Origin of the sequence: Bacillus cereus group sp. MG20 (assembly GCF_040459885.1) — a bacterium.
GTDB classification, from domain to species: Bacteria; Bacillota; Bacilli; order Bacillales; family Bacillaceae_G; genus Bacillus_A; species Bacillus_A cereus.
Genome location: NZ_JARVHF010000001.1, coordinates 1,432,592 through 1,451,039, shown reverse-complemented (window position 1 = coordinate 1,451,039; position 18,448 = coordinate 1,432,592). Strand labels below are relative to the sequence as shown.

Below are 18,448 nucleotides of genomic sequence, written 5' to 3'. Positions count from 1 at the left end.
GTGCTGAGATAGTTGAAAGGAGACATATACATATGAAAACTTTAGGATACATATTAATGGAAAACGGTGAAAAAATCGAATTGGAATTTTTCCCAGAAGAAGCGCCAAAAACAGTAGAAAACTTTAAAAAATTAGCAGAGCAAGGATTTTATGACGGTGTTACATTCCACCGTGTTATTCCTGGCTTCGTAAGCCAAGGTGGAGACCCAACAGGTACAGGTGCTGGTGGTCCAGGTTACTCTATTCCATGTGAAACTGATGGAAACCCTCATAGACACCTTGTAGGATCACTTTCTATGGCTCACGCTGGCCGTAACACAGGCGGTAGCCAATTCTTTGTTGTTCATGAGCCACAGCCACATTTAGATGGCGTTCATACTGTATTTGGTAAAGCAACAAGCGGTATTGAAACAGTATTAAAAATGCGTCAAGGCGATGTAATGAAAGAAGTTAAAGTTTGGGAAGAATAAGGTAAGGGAAAAGAGAGCTTTTGCTCTCTTTTTTATTTTTAATGAGATTGAGTACTTCTTCTACAGCATCATACAAGTAGTATTGTTGCTAAAATATATTGCTTGTGAGAACAAACCTTTAACAAATTACATAGAATACATTACATTATATGTTTCCACAAATACTTTTTGTTATATTAATTTTGCTAGAATTGTGCTGCTTTAGGGTAACTATGAATGAAGTGATGTTGAATGATATGTTTCTTTTCATTCTATATAAAATTTTCTTTTTTTCACTCTATTTATTAAAGGAATAGTGCTGAAACATAGATTTGACTTTCTTCTTTTCGCTTTGTATGATTATCAAGTTGTTTTAGACTCTTCTCACTCTGTTGAAAATATTGTAAAATGAATGTGATATGAAAAGAGTGATTGAGGGGATTACTAGTTTGTAACTTTTGTGAGAAGGGATAAGGGTTATGTTAATTCGTTTTAAAAAAAGTTATGAAAAAATCGCAATGGGGCTTCTTTCGTTTATGCCAACTGAAAAAGATTTGAAAACATTACAATTGACAATGAAAGAATATGAAGCAAAAGATGATTGGCAATTGTATTTGTGGAAAGAAAATGAAGATTTTGTTGGAATAATGGGGATTGTAAAAAAAGAGAATCAAGTATTAGAAATTCAGCATTTAAGTGTAAATCCGTCTCACCGTCATGTGGGGATTGGAACGAAGATGGTTCAAGAGTTAAAGAGTAAATTTCTTGAGTTTACAATTTGCGGAAATGAGCAAACAGCAAGTTTTTGCGAAAAATGTAAAGGGCTAGAACAAAATATACATTCGTGAAAGCAGGGATAAGTAGTTTATTATCTCTGCTTTCTTTTTTGTAATTGTTCGTTTCGTTCAGTAATGACCTCTGTGCGATCACGCAAAGTGTGCTTGTGTATAATATATTCACTTGGAATAGCATTCAAGTCTTTCCAAGAGAGGTTTTGTTTTTTGCATAACTCTATGCACTGCTTCTCTAACAATGGATCTGATAAGGGTAAAAATAAAGGTACAAAACGTTCTTTTTTATGGATAGATTGCAATCTTTCATTGAGCAAGGAAAGAAGTTGTACTTGATTAATTCCTAAACGTTGTAAAGACACACCGCTTTTTTCTAAAATTGTGATTGCGCTTTTCATCATTTTTGTGGAACCATTCCAGTTAGCACGTCTTTGGTGGTATAAAGAAACTGCAATTTGAATGAGACCAACTAAGTAATGATCACGATTTCCTCTTGGTTTTGTCTTCCAGTACTCTTCTAGTATTTCGTGGCATTCAAAATAGTCGTAATCTCCTTGGAAATGAATTAAAAATTGTATGTATTCGGTAGGATACATGTTTTCTCGCCCCTATCTAACGGTTATACATATAAGTGTATCATAGAAATATGAACAATAAACGACTAGGAGATTTCCCCCTAGCCGTTATTGTTCATATTAGCAGAAGCAAGCTGCTCCTACAATAATTAGCAAAATAAACAGTACAACAAGTAATGCGAACCCACCGCTAAAACCACAATCAACGTGACCCATAGTTTTTTGACCTCCTACATTGTTCTTACTACACTGTTATCATATGAAGTGGTGGGCATGATGACATAGGCATCGGTCTATTTTTAATTAAATTTCTTAAAAAGGTTGGATAGAACATGAGTATGCTCTATACTTATGTTGTTATAGAAAAAATGTGGTGGGATGCTTTGTGCAATATAATTTTAAAGTAGAGGCTTTTGAAGGGCCTTTAGATCTATTGTTACATTTAATACATCGTTATGAAATTGATATATATAATATTCCTGTAGCAGATATTACAGAGCAATATTTATCTTATGTGCATACGATGAAAGAACTGCAATTAGATGTTGCAAGTGAGTATTTAGTAATGGCCGCAACGTTATTACAAATTAAAAGTAAAATGTTGTTGCCGAAACATGAAGAAGATGTACTTGATAACGGTGATGATTTTATAGATGATCCTCGTCAAGAATTGATGGAGAGGTTAATTGAATATAAGAAATATAAGCAAGTTGCTACTGAGTTAAAAGAAAGAGAACAAGAAAGAGCACAGCTATATACACGTCCACCAATTGACTTTACATCGTTGCAACAAGAAGAAGAGACAAGCTTGCCTCTTGATGTTACGTTATATGATATGCTAGCGGCATTTCAAAAATTAATGCGCCGTAAAAAGGCAAAAAAACCTGTAACAACACGTATTACTCGTCAAGAAATACCAATTGAACAGCGAATGACTGATATTTTAAAGCAGTTAAAAATAAAGGGTGGTCGCCAAAGTTTTCATGATTTGTTTGTTGATGATGAACGTGAAATAATGGTTGTAACATTTTTAGCAGTTCTGGAACTTATGAAAAATCAACAAATCATAATTGAGCAAGAACATAATTTTGATGAAATTTTCGTATCAAGCTCTAATAAATCTGCATAGAGCAAGTATATGAAATTGGGATAGAAACACTTTATCTCATGCTATGTTTTAATGTATCGTTTGGAACAAGAGAAGAAATATTGAACCGAACGCATTGAGTGTGATTCGGTTTTTTGATGTGTATTTTTATGGGAAAATAGAAGGAAGGAGCTCGTGAAATGGATAGGAAAGAACAAAAGTCAATTATTGAAGGCCTTTTATTTGTTTCTGGTGATGAAGGGATTTATCCAGAACAAATAGCGAAAGTTCTTGAAATTGAAATGAATGAAGTAATTAATATTTTAGAAGAAATGCAACAAGAATGTGAAGGTGCAAACCGTGGTTTGCAAATTGTACAGTATGCAAAAGTATATCGTTTTGCTACAAAGAAAGAACATGCTTCATATTATCAAAAATTAATAGATACACCAACAGCTGCTTCACTCTCACAAGCTGCCCTTGAAACGTTAGCGATTGTTGCATATCGTCAACCAATCACAAGGACTGAAATGGAAGAGATTAGAGGAGTTAAAACCGATAAGGCGTTACAAACGTTGGTTTCACATTTACTTATAAAAGAAATGGGAAGAGCAGAAGGACCAGGGCGTCCTATTTTATACGGAACAACAAAAGAATTTTTGGACACATTTGGATTGAAAACATTAGATGATTTACCGCCGCTTTCTGAAGAGAATGAACAAATGAATGAAGCGGATTTATTCTTCGGTTCCTTACAAGAGATATCGAAATAAAAGCTTAGCATTTTGCTAAGCTTTTTTTTGTATATCAATTATTTACAGTGCCATACTAAATGAAAAAAGGAGACGAGTTATGAGAGGTATGCGGATTATTCTATTATTAGTTTCTGTTTTATTATGTTTTTCTTTAAATAGCGCATCAGCTAAAAGGTATATGATGTCTATTCATACTACGTCTCCTTTACATATGCATCGGCAACATCTTAGTAAAATGAAAGTGAGCTTTTTAAAAGTGGGGCAAGGTGATGCAACACTTATCATAATGCCAAACGGACAAACAATGTTAATTGATGGAGGACCTTATGAAGCAGGAGAGGTTATTATTCAGAAATTAATTGAGAAAGGCATTAATCATTTAGATGTAATTGTCAGTACCCATCCTGATATGGATCATATAGGGGGGCTAATTCCAATTGTAGAGCAAATGCCGGTATCGCTTATATTAGATAGCGGAAAAACATATAGTTCTCTTACTTATCATACATATCGGAACAATATTAAAAAAAGAGGGATACCTTTCGTTTCAGTAAAGGAAGGGCAATATATACCGCTGGATCCACATGTTTCTATACAAGTATTAAACAATGGGAAATCAAAAGATGAAAATAATGAATCCTCAATTGTTTTAAAGGTGCGATATGGAAAAGCGGATTTTTTATTAATGGGTGACGCGGATGTACGGACAGAACATGAAATATTAAAACAATTTGATGTACATGCAGATGTTTTAAAAGTGGGGCATCACGGCTCGTATACTTCAACAAGTGAAACGTTTATAAAAAAAGTGGAACCGCAGTTTGCTATTCTGTCTTACGGGAGTAGTAATCCGTATGGACATCCTCATCAAAGTGTAGTAAAACGCTTAAAAAGGCACGGTATAATGGTATATAGAACGAATAAACGTACAGTAGAAATAGAAACAGATGGTGAACATGTTATGTTAGAGTCTAGCGGGTTAATGCCATTGTTGAAGTGATTTCTATATTAGGGGTGGATACTGTCCCTTTTTGGAAAAATGAATAATATATATTATAATTATAAGGGACGTAAGAAATTTCCTTTTTTGTTGAATAAAAAGGAAATTTCATTAGAATGTATAGACAACTACTCGTGCATATATTAAGATGGAACTAGGCGAATAAGGTAATAATAACAAGTAGGTATTTCATGGGAAAGGATCGATGAAAATGAAAACGCAAATTGTCATCAATGCCAAAATTTACACAGGTCAAGAAATAGTGGAAAACGGATTTATCCGTTACGCAGAAACCATTAAAGAAATTGGTTTGATGGCTCAATATGTACCACAAGAAAATGAAACTGTTTTTGATGCTACAGGGAAGATTGTAATTCCAGGTATGATCGATGTTCATATTCATGGTGGATACGATATTGATGCGATGGATGCAAATAGCGATGGGTTAGTAACTCTAGGTAAAGAAATGTTAAAAGAAGGGGTTACAACTTACTTCCCGACAACAATGACACAAGCTCCAGAGGCAATTGAAGCAGCGCTAACTGCTGCGAAAGAAGCAAAAGAAAAAGGAGCGCATTTCGAATATATTCACTTAGAAGGACCTTATGTTTCAAAGAAACGTGCAGGTGCACAACCACTTGAACATATCGTTCCTGCAAATATTGAGCAATTTAAACAATGGCAAGAAGCAAGTGGGAATTTAATTAAATTAGTAACATATGCACCAGAAGAAGAGGGAGCATTAGAGTTTGAACAATATCTTGCTGAAACTGGTGTAGTGGGCACAATGGGGCATACAGATGCAATTGATGCGCAACTAAAAAATAGAAAGATTACACATGCGACACATTTATACAATCAAATGCGTGGATTACATCACCGTGAACCAGGAGTTGTTGGTCATGTGTTATTAAATCCAAATGTAATGGTTGAAGTAATTACAGATGGTATTCATATTCACCCTGATATGGTGAAATTAGCATATAAGTTAAAAGGACCGAAAAAAGTAAGTGTTATTACTGACGCAATGCGCGCAAAAGGTCTTGAAGATGGATTATATGAGCTTGGCGGACAGCCAGTACATGTAAAAGATGGTAGTGCTCGATTAGAAGATGGAACGTTAGCTGGTAGTATTCTAAAAATGGATCAAGCTTTCCGAAATGTAATTGAATTTACGGGTTGTTCAATCGAAGATGCAGTACTGATGACATCAGTTAACCAAGCAGAAGAGTTTGGATTAAATAATAAAGGTGCATTAGCAGTAGGAAAAGATGCAGACTTTGTTGTGATGAATGAAGATTTACATGTATATGATACGGTTCGTTTAGGAATTCATATGAAGGAAGGGAAGTAATTAAATGAATATTCTTGTTGTAAAAACTCCAGAAGAACTAGCCGAAGCAGGTTATAAATTAATTGAAGAAGTTGTAAAAACAAAAGAAAATCCAACATTAGGAATGGCTACAGGAAGCTCTCCATTAGGTATTTATGCAGAAATGCGAAAAAATAAACTTGATACAAGCCGTGTAACCACTGTAAACTTAGATGAGTACGTAAATTTACCACATGAAGATAAAAACAGCTATCACTATTTCATGCAAGAACAGTTGTTTGATCATCTTCCATTTAAACAAACTTATGTACCAAACGGGATGGCAAGTGATTTAGAGGAAGAGTGCAAACGTTACGAGGGCATTCTAACTGCTAACCCAGTTGACCTACAGATTCTTGGAATCGGTGAAAACGGTCACATCGGATTTAATGAGCCAGGAACACTGTTTAATTCTCCAACGAACATTGTTGAATTAACAGAATCTACACGCCAAGCAAACCTTCGCTTCTTCGAAAAAGAAGAAGATGTGCCAACTCATGCGATTACAATGGGAATTGGAAGCATTATGAAAGCGAAACAAGTTCTACTTGTTGCTATGGGTTCTAAAAAGGCAGAAGCTGTTAAAGAATTATTGCAAGGTGAATATAGTGAAGAGTGTCCGGCTACAGTTTTACAACGTCATCCGAATGTAACCGTAATCGCAGATCAAGAAGCTCTATCTTTATGCAGTGAGGCGATTGCTGATGAACATCGACAAGTATTCACCATTTCCGATCTATTATCAGATTCAAGAGTGGGTGAAACAGCTAATTGAGGACGGCGAATGGAAGCCGGGAGATAAAATCCCATCTGAGAATGAACTTTGTGATAAGTTCGAAGTGAGTCGTATGACAATCAGACAGGCGATTAATAATTTAGTGGAACAAGGCTATTTATATCGGAAGCGTGGAATTGGAACATTTGTCCAACTTCCGAAAGTGGAACAAAAATTGCAAGGAATGACGGGATTCACAGAAGATATGATTTCTCGTGGAATGAACCCAAGTAGTCAATTACTTAGTTTCCGCCTAGTTCCAGCTACTGCTAAAATAGCAGACCGGTTGAGAATACAGGAGGGGGAATCGGTTTATGAAGTGAGGCGTATTCGCTTAGCTGATGATGAACCGATTGCTTTTGAGACGACATATTTGTCGCCAGCTCTTGTAAAAGATATTAACGAAGAGATATTGCAACAATCTTTATATGAACATTTAGAGAAAAAACTGGGCTTTAAACTTGTTAGCGCTACTCAGTCAATTGAAGCTTCTGTTGCGACGGAAAATGAAGCTGAACATCTGCATATTCCTAAAAAGGCGCCTGTACTTGTAATGCGTCAATGGTCATATTCAGAAGGTGAGATACCGCTAGAGTACGTGAAATGTATTTATCGTGGAGATCGTTATAAATTTATTACGAATATCGCACGTAACAAATAGTATATTTCAGTTTGTGAAGTACAGTCGAAATGAAAATGGATAACATGTAAAGAAATAAAAATACGACTCATCCTTATAAGGAATGAGTCGTATTTTTATTATGAGCAATTACGTGGTTAACAGCATCTCTGACGTGATTTACTACATAGTGAGCGTGTTTTTTTACTGCATCATCTGCTTGCGACATAGCAAAACTGTGGGGAGTTAAAGAAAACATAGGAATATCATTGTAAGAATCCCCTATACAAGCAATTTCCTCAGGTTTTATTTGAAACTCATTTAATAAAACAGAAATGGCAGAGCCTTTACTAACATTCGGTGGCATTACATCTAAACATTGTTCTGCTGAGATGAAAGTGCTAACTTTCCCGTGGAATTTTTCATCAATTTTTTTTTGAAGGAGTTGTAAGCTCTCCTTTGTTCCACCGACAGAAATTTTATTTGGGAAAATTGTATCATCAATCTTCTGTAGTAAGTTTGGTTCTTCAACAGAAGTCATTGTTACTTGTTGTTCAAGTTCTTGAATAAAAGGTGTTTTCTCTTCAATGTAATAATTATGCTCATCACTTACATAACGGAAATAAGGATTTTCATTCGTCATAGCTAACAAATCGGGAAGTATGCTGGAATCAAAAGTTGCAGATAATAGTTGTTTATTTTCATGTGTATATACAAAAACACCATTTACACTAATACGATGAAAATTTGTATTTACAGCTTTCATTAAGTCTGCAATTTCATTATCAAGTCTTCCGGAAGCGAAGCAAAGAATAACATTTTGCTCGGCGAGGCTGCGTAGTGCCGCAACATCTTGTTCATCAATAAGACCTCCGTGTTGCATCATTGTACCATCGATATCACTTACAAACATTTTAATCATGCTGTTATCTCCTTTCTATGTACAGTTGCTCTTACATTATACGCATCATATATAAACATGTCTAAAAAATGAATTTTTATTAAATGGCAGATGTTTTACATTGACGACAAAGAAGAATATTCTGTAACATAAAAGTAGGCTATTTAAGTACGAGGGTGGTGTTATATGAATAATTATCTAGAAATTAAAAAAGTTTTAAATAATAATGTCATCATTGCTAGCCATCCTGAACACGAGGAAGTAGTAGTGATTGGTAAAGGAATTGGATTTGGGAAAAAAGCGAAAGATGTATTGGAGCAAGAACAAATCGAAAAAATGTTTGTCTTAAAAAATGAACGTGATCGTGAACAATATAAATTATTAGTGCCGCATGTTAGTGAAAAATTAATTGAATTGATGAACGATATTATGCTGTACATTCAAGAAAAAGCGAAATCTCCACTAAATGAACATATTCATATTGCGTTAACAGATCATATTTCATTTGCAATTAAAAGGTTAAAACAAGGACTTACAATTGATAATCCTTTTTTAGTTGAAACAAAAATGCTCTATCCAGAGGAATATGAAATTGCGGAAGGTGTTGTAGAACTTTTAAATTCTCGTTTGCAAATTACATTGCCAGAAGGAGAAATTGGTTTTATTGCACTTCACATTTACAGTTCGCTTACAAATTCTGATTTATCTTCAGTTAATCAAAACTCCCGTCTCATTGCACAACTTGTATCTTTAATTGAGACAAACTTAGAAATTACATTAGATCAAGAGAGCATTCATTATTTACGCCTTATTCGTCATCTCCAATATGCTATTGAGAGGGTGAAAAAAGGAGAAAAAGTAGAAGAATCGCAAAGTTTTGCTGATTTATTAAAGGCGGAGTATCCAGTTTGCTATAACGTAGCTTGGAAGCTAGTTAAGGTCATGCAAAAAGAGTTGCAACTACCTGTATATGAAGCTGAAAGTATTTATTTAACGATGCACTTGCAACGCTTAGTCAAGGCAGAGCATGTGTAATAAGTCATATATTTTTGTCTAAAATGAAAACGTTAAAAAAAATGATTGAATCGCTTACAATAGTTATGTATAATAACTATTGCAAAGTTATACAAATTTCGACAAACACATTAAGGTGAGTAACGAAAACGTTTGCCTTAATTATAGTGAACTTATACGTAAACCTATTTTTGACACGTGTTACTGATTCGATCAGGCATGAGTGGAGAAAAGTAAGGAATGTAAGCTAGAGAAAGGGATATACTACCCTTTGTATAGCTATCGTTCTATCTTTTTTTCCTCATGTCTTTTTGGCGTTTGTCGGAAGGTATCAATATAGATAAGAGAGGAAGGGTTTCCATGTTTAAGAAGATCTTTGGTGTTCTTCAAAAAGTCGGAAAAGCGTTAATGCTTCCAGTAGCGATTTTACCGGCAGCAGGTATTTTACTTGGATTTGGTAATGCATTTCAAAATCCACAGTTAACAAATGTTATTCCTGCTTTAAAAGCAGATTGGTTCGTAATGGTTGCAAAAATTATGGAACAATCTGGTGATATTATTTTCGCTAACCTTGCATTATTATTCGCAGTTGGGGTAGCAATTGGTTTAGCTGGTGGAGACGGAGTAGCTGGTTTAGCAGCATTCGTCGGATACTTAATTATGAACAAAACGATGAGTGTGTTCTTAGAAGTAGATAAGCTAGTGAAAGTAACAAGTTCTGGAGCAGACCCAGTAAAAATTGGATTTGCAGATCCAGCGTATGCAAACGTATTAGGTATTCCAACGCTACAAACAGGGGTATTTGGTGGTATTATCGTCGGTATAGTAGCGGCATATTGCTATAATAAATACTTCAACATTGAATTACCATCATACTTAGGTTTCTTTGCAGGTAAGCGTTTCGTACCGATCGCAACTGCAACATTCTCTTTAATAGTAGGTATTATCATGTGCTTCGTTTGGCCATACATTCAAGGTGGCTTAAACACGTTCTCACATCAAATGATTGATGCAAATAGAACAATCGCAGCATTTATATTCGGTTTAATTGAACGTTCATTAATTCCATTTGGACTACATCACATTTTCTATTCACCGTTCTGGTTCGAATTCGGACAGTATACAAATGCAGCTGGCGAATTAATCCGTGGTGACCAAAAAATCTTTATGGCACAGTTAAAAGACGGTGTAGAATTAACAGCAGGTACATTTACAACTGGTAAGTATCCGTTCATGATGTTCGGTCTTCCAGCAGCAGCTTTAGCAATGTACCATGAAGCACGTCCAGAAAATAAAAAATTAGCAGCAGGTATTTTAGGTTCTGCAGCATTAACATCTTTCTTAACAGGTATTACAGAGCCACTTGAATTTTCATTCTTATTCGTAGCGCCAGTATTGTTCGGAATTCACGCTGTATTTGCTGGTCTATCATTTATGACAATGCAAATTTTAGGTGTTAAAATTGGTATGACATTCTCTGGTGGTTTAATTGACTTCCTATTATTCGGTGTACTACCAGGCCGTACAGCATGGTGGTGGGTAATTATTGTTGGTCTTGTACTAGCAGTTATTTACTACTTCGGATTCCGCTTTGCAATCCGTAAATGGAATCTAAAAACACCTGGTCGTGAAGAGGCAAATGCGAATGACGGTGCAGGAAAAACAGAAGCAGGCGAACTTCCTCGTGAAGTATTAGTAGCACTTGGTGGTAAAGAAAACATTGCTTCTTTAGATGCTTGTATTACTCGTTTACGTGTTCAAGTTAACGAACAAAAGAATGTAAACAAAGACCGCTTAAAAGAACTTGGAGCAGCTGGTGTACTTGAAGTTGGAAATAACATTCAAGCTATTTTCGGACCGAAATCTGACACGTTAAAATCACAAATTCATGATATAATGTCAGGTCGTACACCTCATGTTGAAAAAGAAGAACCTGTAAAAGTGGAAGAAGCTCCTCAAAAAGTTGATGAAAATGAAACAATTGTATCACCAATCGAAGGGGAAATCTTACCAATTACAGAAGTGCCTGACCAAGTATTCTCAGGAAAAATGATGGGAGACGGATTTGCAATTGAGCCAACTGAAGGAACAGTAGTTTCTCCAGTTAACGGTGAAATTGTCAATGTATTCCCTACAAAACATGCGATTGGTATTCAATCTGAAGGCGGAAAAGAAATTTTAATCCACTTTGGTATTGATACTGTAAAATTAAATGGTGAAGGATTCGAGGCACTTGTAGCACAAGGTGATAAAGTGAAGCAAGGCCAACCATTATTAAAAGTAGATCTTGCATTTGTAAAAGAAAATGCACCATCTATCATTACACCAATTGTATTTACAAACTTACAACAAGGGCAACAAGTCGAATTGAAAAAAGATGGAAATGTTAAGAAGGGCGAAACCGCTATTATTGACATTCAGTAGGAATTTGACGCAAAATGTTTATAATTATAATAGGCGATGTGGTTGACCGAACATCGCCTATTATATACAATAGATGATGTAGTACTCACGTCTATACAACTAAAAAAAACTGTAATTTAAAGGAGATAAATAATCATGGAAAAAATCTTTAAAGTAACTAGCGACTCAGGAATTCATGCTCGTCCAGCAACTCTACTTGTAAACACTGCAAGCAAATTCGGTTCTGACATTAACTTAGAGTATAACGGAAAGAACGTTAACTTAAAATCAATCATGGGCGTTATGTCTTTAGGCATTCAACAAAACGCAGAAATTAAAATCACTGCAAATGGTGATGATGCAGCTCAAGCACTAGCAGCTATCGAAGAAACTATGAAAAACGAAGGATTAGGAGAATAATGACTCTTAACATTCAAGGGATCGCTGCATCAAGTGGGATTGCTATTGCAAAGGCTTTCAGACTTGAAAATCCTGAATTTAACATCGAAAAGAAATCAATTACAAACGAAGCTGCAGAAATTGCACGCTTAGACGCTGCGCTTGAGAAAGCAAAAACTGAATTAGAAGCTATTAAGGACCACGCATTTGCTGAGCTAGGTGCTGACAAAGCTGCGATCTTTGAAGCACATTTATTAGTGTTAAATGATCCAGAACTAGTAAACCCAGTAAAAGATAAAGTAAATAGCGAAAAAGTAAATGCTGAATTTGCAATGGATGAAGTTGCATCAATGTTTATTTCTATGTTTGAAAACATGGATAATGAATATATGAAAGAACGTGCTGCGGATATTCGTGACGTAACAAAACGCGTTCTTGCACATTTACTAGGAATTAACTTCTCAAATCCTGGTACAATTTCTGAAGAGGTAATCATTATTGCTGAAGATTTAACACCATCTGATACAGCTCAGTTAAACCGTAAGTATGCAAAAGGTTTCACTACTGATATCGGTGGACGTACATCTCACTCTGCAATTATGGCTCGTTCTATGGAAATTCCAGCTGTTGTTGGTACGAAAGTTGTTATGGAGAAAATCCAAAACGGCGATATCGTTATCATTGACGGTTTAGATGGAGAAGTAATTGTAAACCCATCAGAAGAAACTCTTCGTTCGTTTGAAGAAAAGAAAGCGAAATTTGAAGAGCAAAAAACTGAATGGGCAAAATTAAAAGACCAAGCTACTGTAACAAGTGATGGACATCATGTTGAGCTTGTTGCAAATATCGGAACACCAAATGATGTACAAGGTATTATCGATAATGGCGGAGAAGGCGTTGGCTTATACCGTACAGAATTCTTATACATGGGTCGTGACAATCTTCCAACAGAAGAAGAGCAGTTCGAAGCGTATAAAGCAGTTCTTGAAGGTGTAAAAGAAGGTCAACCAGTCGTTGTTCGTACACTTGACATCGGTGGAGATAAAGAGCTTCCATACTTACATTTACCAAAAGAAATGAACCCATTCTTAGGATACCGTGCAATTCGCTTATGTCTTGATGAGCAAGATGTGTTCCGTACACAACTTCGTGCATTACTTCGTGCTAGCGTATACGGTAACTTAAAAATTATGTTCCCAATGATTGCAACTCTTGATGAGTTCCGTCAAGCAAAAGCAATTTTATTAGAAGAGAAAGCGAAACTTGTAGAAGCGGGTACAACTGTTTCTGATTCTATTGAAGTTGGTATGATGGTTGAAATCCCAGCTTCAGCAGTATTAGCAGATCAATTCGCGAAAGAAGTTGACTTCTTCTCTATCGGAACAAATGATTTAATCCAATACACAATGGCTGCAGACCGTATGAACGAACAAGTATCATACTTATACCAACCATATAACCCATCTATTTTACGTCTTGTAAAAATGGTTATCGATGCTGCTCATAAAGAAGGCAAATGGGCTGGTATGTGTGGTGAGATGGCAGGCGATTCACTTGCTATCCCATTATTATTAGGATTAGGTTTAGATGAGTTCAGTATGAGTGCAACATCTATTCTTCCTGCAAGAACACAACTAAGCAAGTTGTCAAAAGCAGAAATGGAAACATTAGCAGAAAAAGCATTAATGATGTCAACTGCTGAAGAAGTTGTTGAACTAGTTAAAAGCATATAACCAATAAAAAAACCTGAGTCGATTTGAAATCGGTCTCAGGTTTTTTCTATGAGAAAAGTAAATCATATTTGCTTACTATCGAGGATAAGAGACAGAATTAGATAGCGATTGCAACGATATCAGTTGGGCATACACGTAAAATACCAGTAAAAGTATTTCGGTTTTGATTGTTCTTATCGTCTTTATTGTTATCTTTGTTGTCTTTGTCATTACGAGCTAAAGCAGAGAAAAGAGCAACACCGTTAGCGAAACCTTCAAAAATTACATTGTTGAAAGTGCCATTACCTCTAATGCTTAAAAGAGAAAGCTCTGTTCCAACTGAAATGCTAGCAAGTACGTTACATACAGCTGGTTGTTGTGGTCTAACTACTTCTCTCTCTTTCTCTTTCTCATGATGTCTGCACTCTCTTTCATGATGATGACAGTCTCTAAAGTTATCACAGCATCCAAATGATCCAAACATAATCCTCATCACCCCCTTCACACTTATAATCTATGTAAGTTCGGTAGTGAGTGACTGGACAGAGAGTGGAATTTTTTCTAGGGGATTTTCTCATTTTAAATGACTAGCTGGGTGTTTAGTATGGAATGATGTTTAAAATAGGGGAAATATAACAAAAAATGTAAAAACCACCGAAATAAATGAAATAGGTAGCCTTTACACTTTTTTACTTTTATATAAAACGATGATATATACAGGAAGAGCTAGGAGTAGTGGTACAATGGATCGTGCAGTATGTTTTTCTGATTCTAATTGGAATGCTTCTTCTTTTGGGAATTGTAAAATGGAGATGTTTGCGGCATCACCAATAAAATATAGAAGCAGTACAGTTACTATGTAACATAAAAGTGCGATAAAGCTTCCGTATGAACTCAATGAAAATCCCTCTCTTGTTATCTATTTGTTATCATTGTATCACAATTGTAACAAAAACACACGGGTATATTTCAACACCTAAACAAAATTCGACACAAAACGTCAAGTTTATTTATGATAAGGGAATAGAATATACTTTTCCATAAGTATAAATGTCGAATGATTTGTAGTAATATTACAAAAGTATGACAGGGAATAAAAAAACGAAGGCAATGTAGTTACCTTCGTTTTTTATTATTTTGCCCACTCACTCACTTGCTCTACGCTCATACGAGGTGCAGGGTGTCCTTTTAAAGTTGATTCACCAATTGTAATAAGCATAATTGGAACGTAACGAGATGAAACGTTAAATTCGTCTGTCAGTGCTTGTGGATTGAAGCCACCAATAGCACAAGTATCCCAACCAGTTGCTTTAGCTGCAAGCATAAGTTGCATTGCTGCTAAAGATGCATTTGAAAAGGCAGCATCTCTTGGGAATTGTTCACGAGCATATGCAGATTCAATATTTTTAGCTAAGCGTTCTTTTGCTTCTTCTTTCATAAATCCTTGTTCTACAATTGGACCATATACTGGCTCAACATTTTTATAAGCTTCTAAATCACCTAAAATAGCGACTACTGCAGAAGCATCAAGAATTTGTTGTTGGTTATAAGCTATTGGGTGTAATCGTTTTTGTACATCTTCACCTTGAAAAACGAGGAATTTCCAGTGTTGCAAGTTCCAAGCGGAAGGTGCTTGTGCTGCGGCTTTTAAAATCTCATGTAATTCTGTAGATGAGATTTCTTTATTTGGGTTGAATGCACGTGTAGATGTGCGTTCATATAGAACGTTAAAAAAGTTGTCGTTTGTCATTGTATATCCTCCAAATTGTATATCGAATTATTTTCAAAAAATAATATACACTACTTACATTTTGTAAGTTATCGAATTTAAGAATATAATATCTTTATTTTAATTGTCAAGTTTTAAAAATAAGCTAGGGCATTCATACAAACGATACAATTCCTACAATCATACACTAAAAAAGGAATTTATAGAGTGAAAAGCGAAGATAACATTCTCAATTAGCTTGTTAATATGTATCTCTCACAAATTAAAGTTTATTGGAGAACAGTCTTTTAAAAAAGTTTGTGAGGAATTCAGTAGAACAAGATATATGAAGTGAGTGAAGACTAGTGATGAACATACTACATTTTTTATTAGAGAATACGGTTTTCCAAAATGTGTTACAAGATCTGCAGTTAAATGTCCTTTATATAGAAAATGGATGTAAGCATCAACAAACGGTAGAAAATATCCATCCAAAATGTATGTTTATAGCAAATAGTTTTGAAGAGGGCGAACTATTATTTCAAAGAACGAAACCACACATTATCATTACGTATGTAACAGATTATTCTCAAATAAAATATATAAAGAATATGTATACTCCGCACAGTACATTCATTGTCATTTGGGATCAACAAATAACAAAAGAATTCACAGATGTACTTGCATTAGGAATACGTAATATTGTAATAGCTCCTGTAACTCCGCAAGCAGTGTTAGAGGAAGTGAATAAGAGTTTGTATCAACTTTCTTTAGTAAGGCAAGTCGGTTTGCAGCAGGAATTGCTTCAAACGATGTTTGATTTTCAAAATGATCTATTATTTATAGTAGAAGATGATGAGATTGTTGATTGTAATACAAATTTTTTAGCTTTTTTTGGATATGAAAATCTGTTTGCCTATCGTGAGCAACATTTAGTATTTGCTGAACATTTTATTAGAGAAAGTGGATACTATTCGACGACGCATGATATCACATGGTTAGACGATACTTTATCAAGTGGTAGAAGAATTAAGATGCTAAATTATGAAGGGGTAGTATCCACTTTTTTATTACGTGCGACACCATTGCCAGAAGATTTATCAAGATTTATTGTAAAGTGCACGGAAATTACAGAATTAGATGAAATCTATCAAGAGCAAGAAAGACTTGCTATGGTAGATTCATTGACAGAGATTTATAATCGTTTAAAGTTTCAACAAATACTAGAGGTAGAGTGGGAAAAGGTAATACGTAGTGATGAGAAAATAGCTATCATTTTATTTGATATAGATAATTTTAAAACGGTTAATGACACATATGGTCATGATTTTGGTGATTTGGCATTAATACAACTTGCAGAGCTTATGAAATCTAAAGTGGAGCAACAACATGTATTTGCAAGATGGGGAGGAGAAGAATTCATTATATTAGTGACAAATACAGTAGAAAAGGAAGCATTTCAAGTTGCGGAGTCATTACGATTCTTCATTGAAACAAAGCAATTCACTGGAATTTCGAAGCTAACAGCTAGTTTTGGAGTTGCGTTATATGAACAAGGAACTACAAGAGAAGAATTAATGCAACGAGCGGACATTGCATTATATGAAGCGAAAAAAAATGGGAAGAATCAAGTATGTGTGTATAGAAAAGAAAAAATGTAATTTTTCGCAACAAATTGTTGCGATTTTTTTTTATTGTTTGATAATAGAATAGGGGGACAATTTTTAGCGAAGGAATTATGGAGGATCAATATGATAAAAAAAGTAATGGTGATGGCTTCACTGTCTGCTATAGTTGGCGGCGGAGTATACTATTTTCTTGTTAGCCCCAATATAAAGGAAAACACTGTATTAACAACTAAAGTGAATCCTACTATTGAATCAGAAGTACAAGGGAATATAGAAGAAAAAGAAGAGCAACAAATTGATTATGCTAGCATATCTCAAAAATTAGATCAATATTTAGTCGGAAAGCAATTTAATGGAACAGTTTTGGTAACAGATAAAGAGCGTGTTATATTGAATAAAGGATATGGGTATGCTGATGTTCAAAATAAAATAGAAAATACGCCTCAAACAAAATATCGTATTGGTTCTATTACGAAAACAGTTGTTGCCACATCTATTTTACAGTTGCAAGAACAAGGTAAATTGAATATTCAAGATAATGTAAATAAATATATTCCTTCATTTCCGGAGAATAAAAATATTACGCTATATCATTTATTAACCCATACCTCTGGTTTACCTGAACATGCGAAAGGAAATGTGAATGCTGCTTCCCGTTTACAGTTAATTAATTGGATTGGACGTCAAAATTTAGAATTTCCTGCAGGAACAGGTTGGAGATATACAGATTATAATTATATGGTTCTTGCTTATATAATAGAACATATCTCGAAAAAACCTTTAGGAGATTACATAAAAGAAAACATATTTGTAAAAGCAGATATGCATGAATCCGGTATGGGAAATATGGTACCTGGAGATAAAAATTTTACAAAGGGTTATGTGAAAAAAAATCAAGAGCTTGTACCAGCGCAGAAGTTAGGCATGGATTGGCTATATGGTTGTGGTGAGATGTATACGACAGTTGGAGATATGAAGAAGTTAGACGAAGCAATTATAAATGGAAAACTTCTTTCTGAACAAAGTATACAAGCAATGTTTTCGCCTTCAGCAGAACGGAAATATGCATTTAGTTTTTATATATATCCAGATTATTTTCATAATCACGGTGTATTATCTGGTTGGAACACTTTCAATAATTTTAATAAAGAAAAAGGAATTTTTGTTATGTTATTTTCAAATGTAAAAAATAGTATGGATGATGACTTTAATAAAGAGTTCCGAAAGATGGTAAATGATTTATTAGAACAAAGGGGATGA

20 protein-coding genes are annotated in these 18,448 nt (G+C 34.9%); 14 read left to right on the top strand and 6 right to left on the bottom strand.

Annotated elements, in window-relative coordinates; all coding sequences use genetic code 11:
- The first annotated feature begins 32 nt into the window (after nucleotides 1-32).
- Together QCI81_RS07285 and ribT are read left to right on the top strand one after the other, a co-directional pair.
- Nucleotides 33-470 (top strand): peptidylprolyl isomerase, encoded by a 438-nt coding sequence (locus QCI81_RS07285; protein ID WP_016080395.1) that lies wholly within the window; start codon nucleotides 33-35, stop codon nucleotides 468-470.
- Nucleotides 471-928: 458 nt separating this feature from the next.
- The gene (gene ribT, locus QCI81_RS07280; RefSeq protein ID WP_025118450.1) at nucleotides 929-1,297 is read left to right on the top strand and encodes a GNAT family N-acetyltransferase RibT; all 369 of its coding nucleotides are present in this window, start codon (nucleotides 929-931) and stop codon (nucleotides 1,295-1,297) included.
- A 20-nt stretch (nucleotides 1,298-1,317) separates the two neighbouring features.
- Here ribT and QCI81_RS07275 read toward each other — a convergent pair whose 3' ends face one another.
- Nucleotides 1,318-1,836: a DUF309 domain-containing protein gene (locus QCI81_RS07275; RefSeq protein WP_000283610.1), complete on the bottom strand. Its 519-nt coding sequence runs from the start codon at nucleotides 1,834-1,836 to the stop codon at nucleotides 1,318-1,320.
- 99 nt (nucleotides 1,837-1,935) lie between these two features.
- Nucleotides 1,936-2,031 (bottom strand): YjcZ family sporulation protein, encoded by a 96-nt coding sequence (locus QCI81_RS07270; RefSeq protein ID WP_000510194.1) that lies wholly within the window; start codon nucleotides 2,029-2,031, stop codon nucleotides 1,936-1,938.
- 169 nt (nucleotides 2,032-2,200) lie between these two features.
- Here QCI81_RS07270 and scpA point away from each other — a divergent pair, with 169 nt between their 5' ends.
- From scpA to QCI81_RS07240, 6 genes are all read left to right on the top strand, one after another.
- A complete protein-coding gene (scpA, locus tag QCI81_RS07265; RefSeq protein ID WP_001199751.1) occupies nucleotides 2,201-2,944 on the top strand; it encodes a segregation/condensation protein A in 744 nt (247 codons plus the stop codon).
- 158 nt (nucleotides 2,945-3,102) lie between these two features.
- Nucleotides 3,103-3,675 carry a segregation/condensation protein ScpB gene (scpB, locus tag QCI81_RS07260; protein WP_000375171.1) on the top strand — a complete coding sequence of 191 codons (573 nt, stop codon included), beginning with the start codon at nucleotides 3,103-3,105 and terminating at the stop codon, nucleotides 3,673-3,675.
- Between the two features lie 79 nt (nucleotides 3,676-3,754).
- A complete protein-coding gene (locus QCI81_RS07255) occupies nucleotides 3,755-4,657 on the top strand; it encodes a ComEC/Rec2 family competence protein (RefSeq protein WP_001214828.1) in 903 nt (300 codons plus the stop codon).
- A 211-nt stretch (nucleotides 4,658-4,868) separates the two neighbouring features.
- Nucleotides 4,869-6,011, top strand: coding sequence for an N-acetylglucosamine-6-phosphate deacetylase (gene nagA, locus QCI81_RS07250; protein ID WP_071729805.1), 1,143 nt, complete (start codon nucleotides 4,869-4,871; stop codon nucleotides 6,009-6,011).
- Between the two features lie 4 nt (nucleotides 6,012-6,015).
- Nucleotides 6,016-6,804, top strand: coding sequence for a glucosamine-6-phosphate deaminase (gene nagB / locus QCI81_RS07245; protein ID WP_353810650.1), 789 nt, complete (start codon nucleotides 6,016-6,018; stop codon nucleotides 6,802-6,804).
- Nucleotides 6,734-7,465, top strand: a complete 732-nt coding sequence (locus QCI81_RS07240; protein ID WP_014894892.1) for a GntR family transcriptional regulator — start codon at nucleotides 6,734-6,736, stop codon at nucleotides 7,463-7,465. Before nagB ends, QCI81_RS07240 begins: the two co-directional genes overlap by 71 nt.
- Nucleotides 7,466-7,538: 73 nt before the next feature.
- On the opposite strand, the gene QCI81_RS07235 is transcribed toward QCI81_RS07240, so the two are convergent.
- Nucleotides 7,539-8,345 (bottom strand): Cof-type HAD-IIB family hydrolase, encoded by an 807-nt coding sequence (locus tag QCI81_RS07235; protein WP_071729737.1) that lies wholly within the window; start codon nucleotides 8,343-8,345, stop codon nucleotides 7,539-7,541.
- Nucleotides 8,346-8,510: 165 nt separating this feature from the next.
- Here QCI81_RS07235 and glcT point away from each other — a divergent pair, with 165 nt between their 5' ends.
- From glcT to ptsP, 4 genes are all read left to right on the top strand, one after another.
- Entirely contained in the window at nucleotides 8,511-9,359 is an 849-nt protein-coding gene (gene glcT / locus QCI81_RS07230) for a glucose PTS transporter transcription antiterminator GlcT (protein WP_001067322.1), read from the top strand.
- 339 nt (nucleotides 9,360-9,698) lie between these two features.
- The gene (ptsG, locus tag QCI81_RS07225; protein WP_071729739.1) at nucleotides 9,699-11,762 is read left to right on the top strand and encodes a PTS glucose transporter subunit IIABC; all 2,064 of its coding nucleotides are present in this window, start codon (nucleotides 9,699-9,701) and stop codon (nucleotides 11,760-11,762) included.
- 135 nt (nucleotides 11,763-11,897) lie between these two features.
- Complete coding sequence (gene ptsH, locus QCI81_RS07220; protein ID WP_000411080.1) at nucleotides 11,898-12,161, top strand: phosphocarrier protein HPr; 264 nt, start codon at nucleotides 11,898-11,900, stop codon at nucleotides 12,159-12,161.
- The gene (ptsP, locus tag QCI81_RS07215) at nucleotides 12,161-13,873 is read left to right on the top strand and encodes a phosphoenolpyruvate--protein phosphotransferase (protein WP_000174216.1); all 1,713 of its coding nucleotides are present in this window, start codon (nucleotides 12,161-12,163) and stop codon (nucleotides 13,871-13,873) included. Before ptsH ends, ptsP begins: the two co-directional genes overlap by 1 nt.
- A 97-nt stretch (nucleotides 13,874-13,970) precedes the next feature.
- Here ptsP and QCI81_RS07210 read toward each other — a convergent pair whose 3' ends face one another.
- The 3 genes from QCI81_RS07210 to QCI81_RS07200 form a co-directional block, all read right to left on the bottom strand.
- Nucleotides 13,971-14,336, bottom strand: coding sequence for a DUF3915 domain-containing protein (locus QCI81_RS07210; RefSeq protein ID WP_048563875.1), 366 nt, complete (start codon nucleotides 14,334-14,336; stop codon nucleotides 13,971-13,973).
- 195 nt (nucleotides 14,337-14,531) lie between these two features.
- Entirely contained in the window at nucleotides 14,532-14,750 is a 219-nt protein-coding gene (locus QCI81_RS07205) for a hypothetical protein (RefSeq protein WP_000100485.1), read from the bottom strand.
- Nucleotides 14,751-14,984: 234 nt separating this feature from the next.
- A complete protein-coding gene (locus QCI81_RS07200) occupies nucleotides 14,985-15,602 on the bottom strand; it encodes a nitroreductase family protein (RefSeq protein WP_000180387.1) in 618 nt (205 codons plus the stop codon).
- 326 nt (nucleotides 15,603-15,928) lie between these two features.
- Here QCI81_RS07200 and QCI81_RS07195 point away from each other — a divergent pair, with 326 nt between their 5' ends.
- Together QCI81_RS07195 and QCI81_RS07190 are read left to right on the top strand one after the other, a co-directional pair.
- Nucleotides 15,929-17,221: a GGDEF domain-containing protein gene (locus QCI81_RS07195; RefSeq protein WP_001023187.1), complete on the top strand. Its 1,293-nt coding sequence runs from the start codon at nucleotides 15,929-15,931 to the stop codon at nucleotides 17,219-17,221.
- A 90-nt stretch (nucleotides 17,222-17,311) separates the two neighbouring features.
- Nucleotides 17,312-18,448, top strand: a complete 1,137-nt coding sequence (locus tag QCI81_RS07190) for a serine hydrolase (RefSeq protein ID WP_000592902.1) — start codon at nucleotides 17,312-17,314, stop codon at nucleotides 18,446-18,448.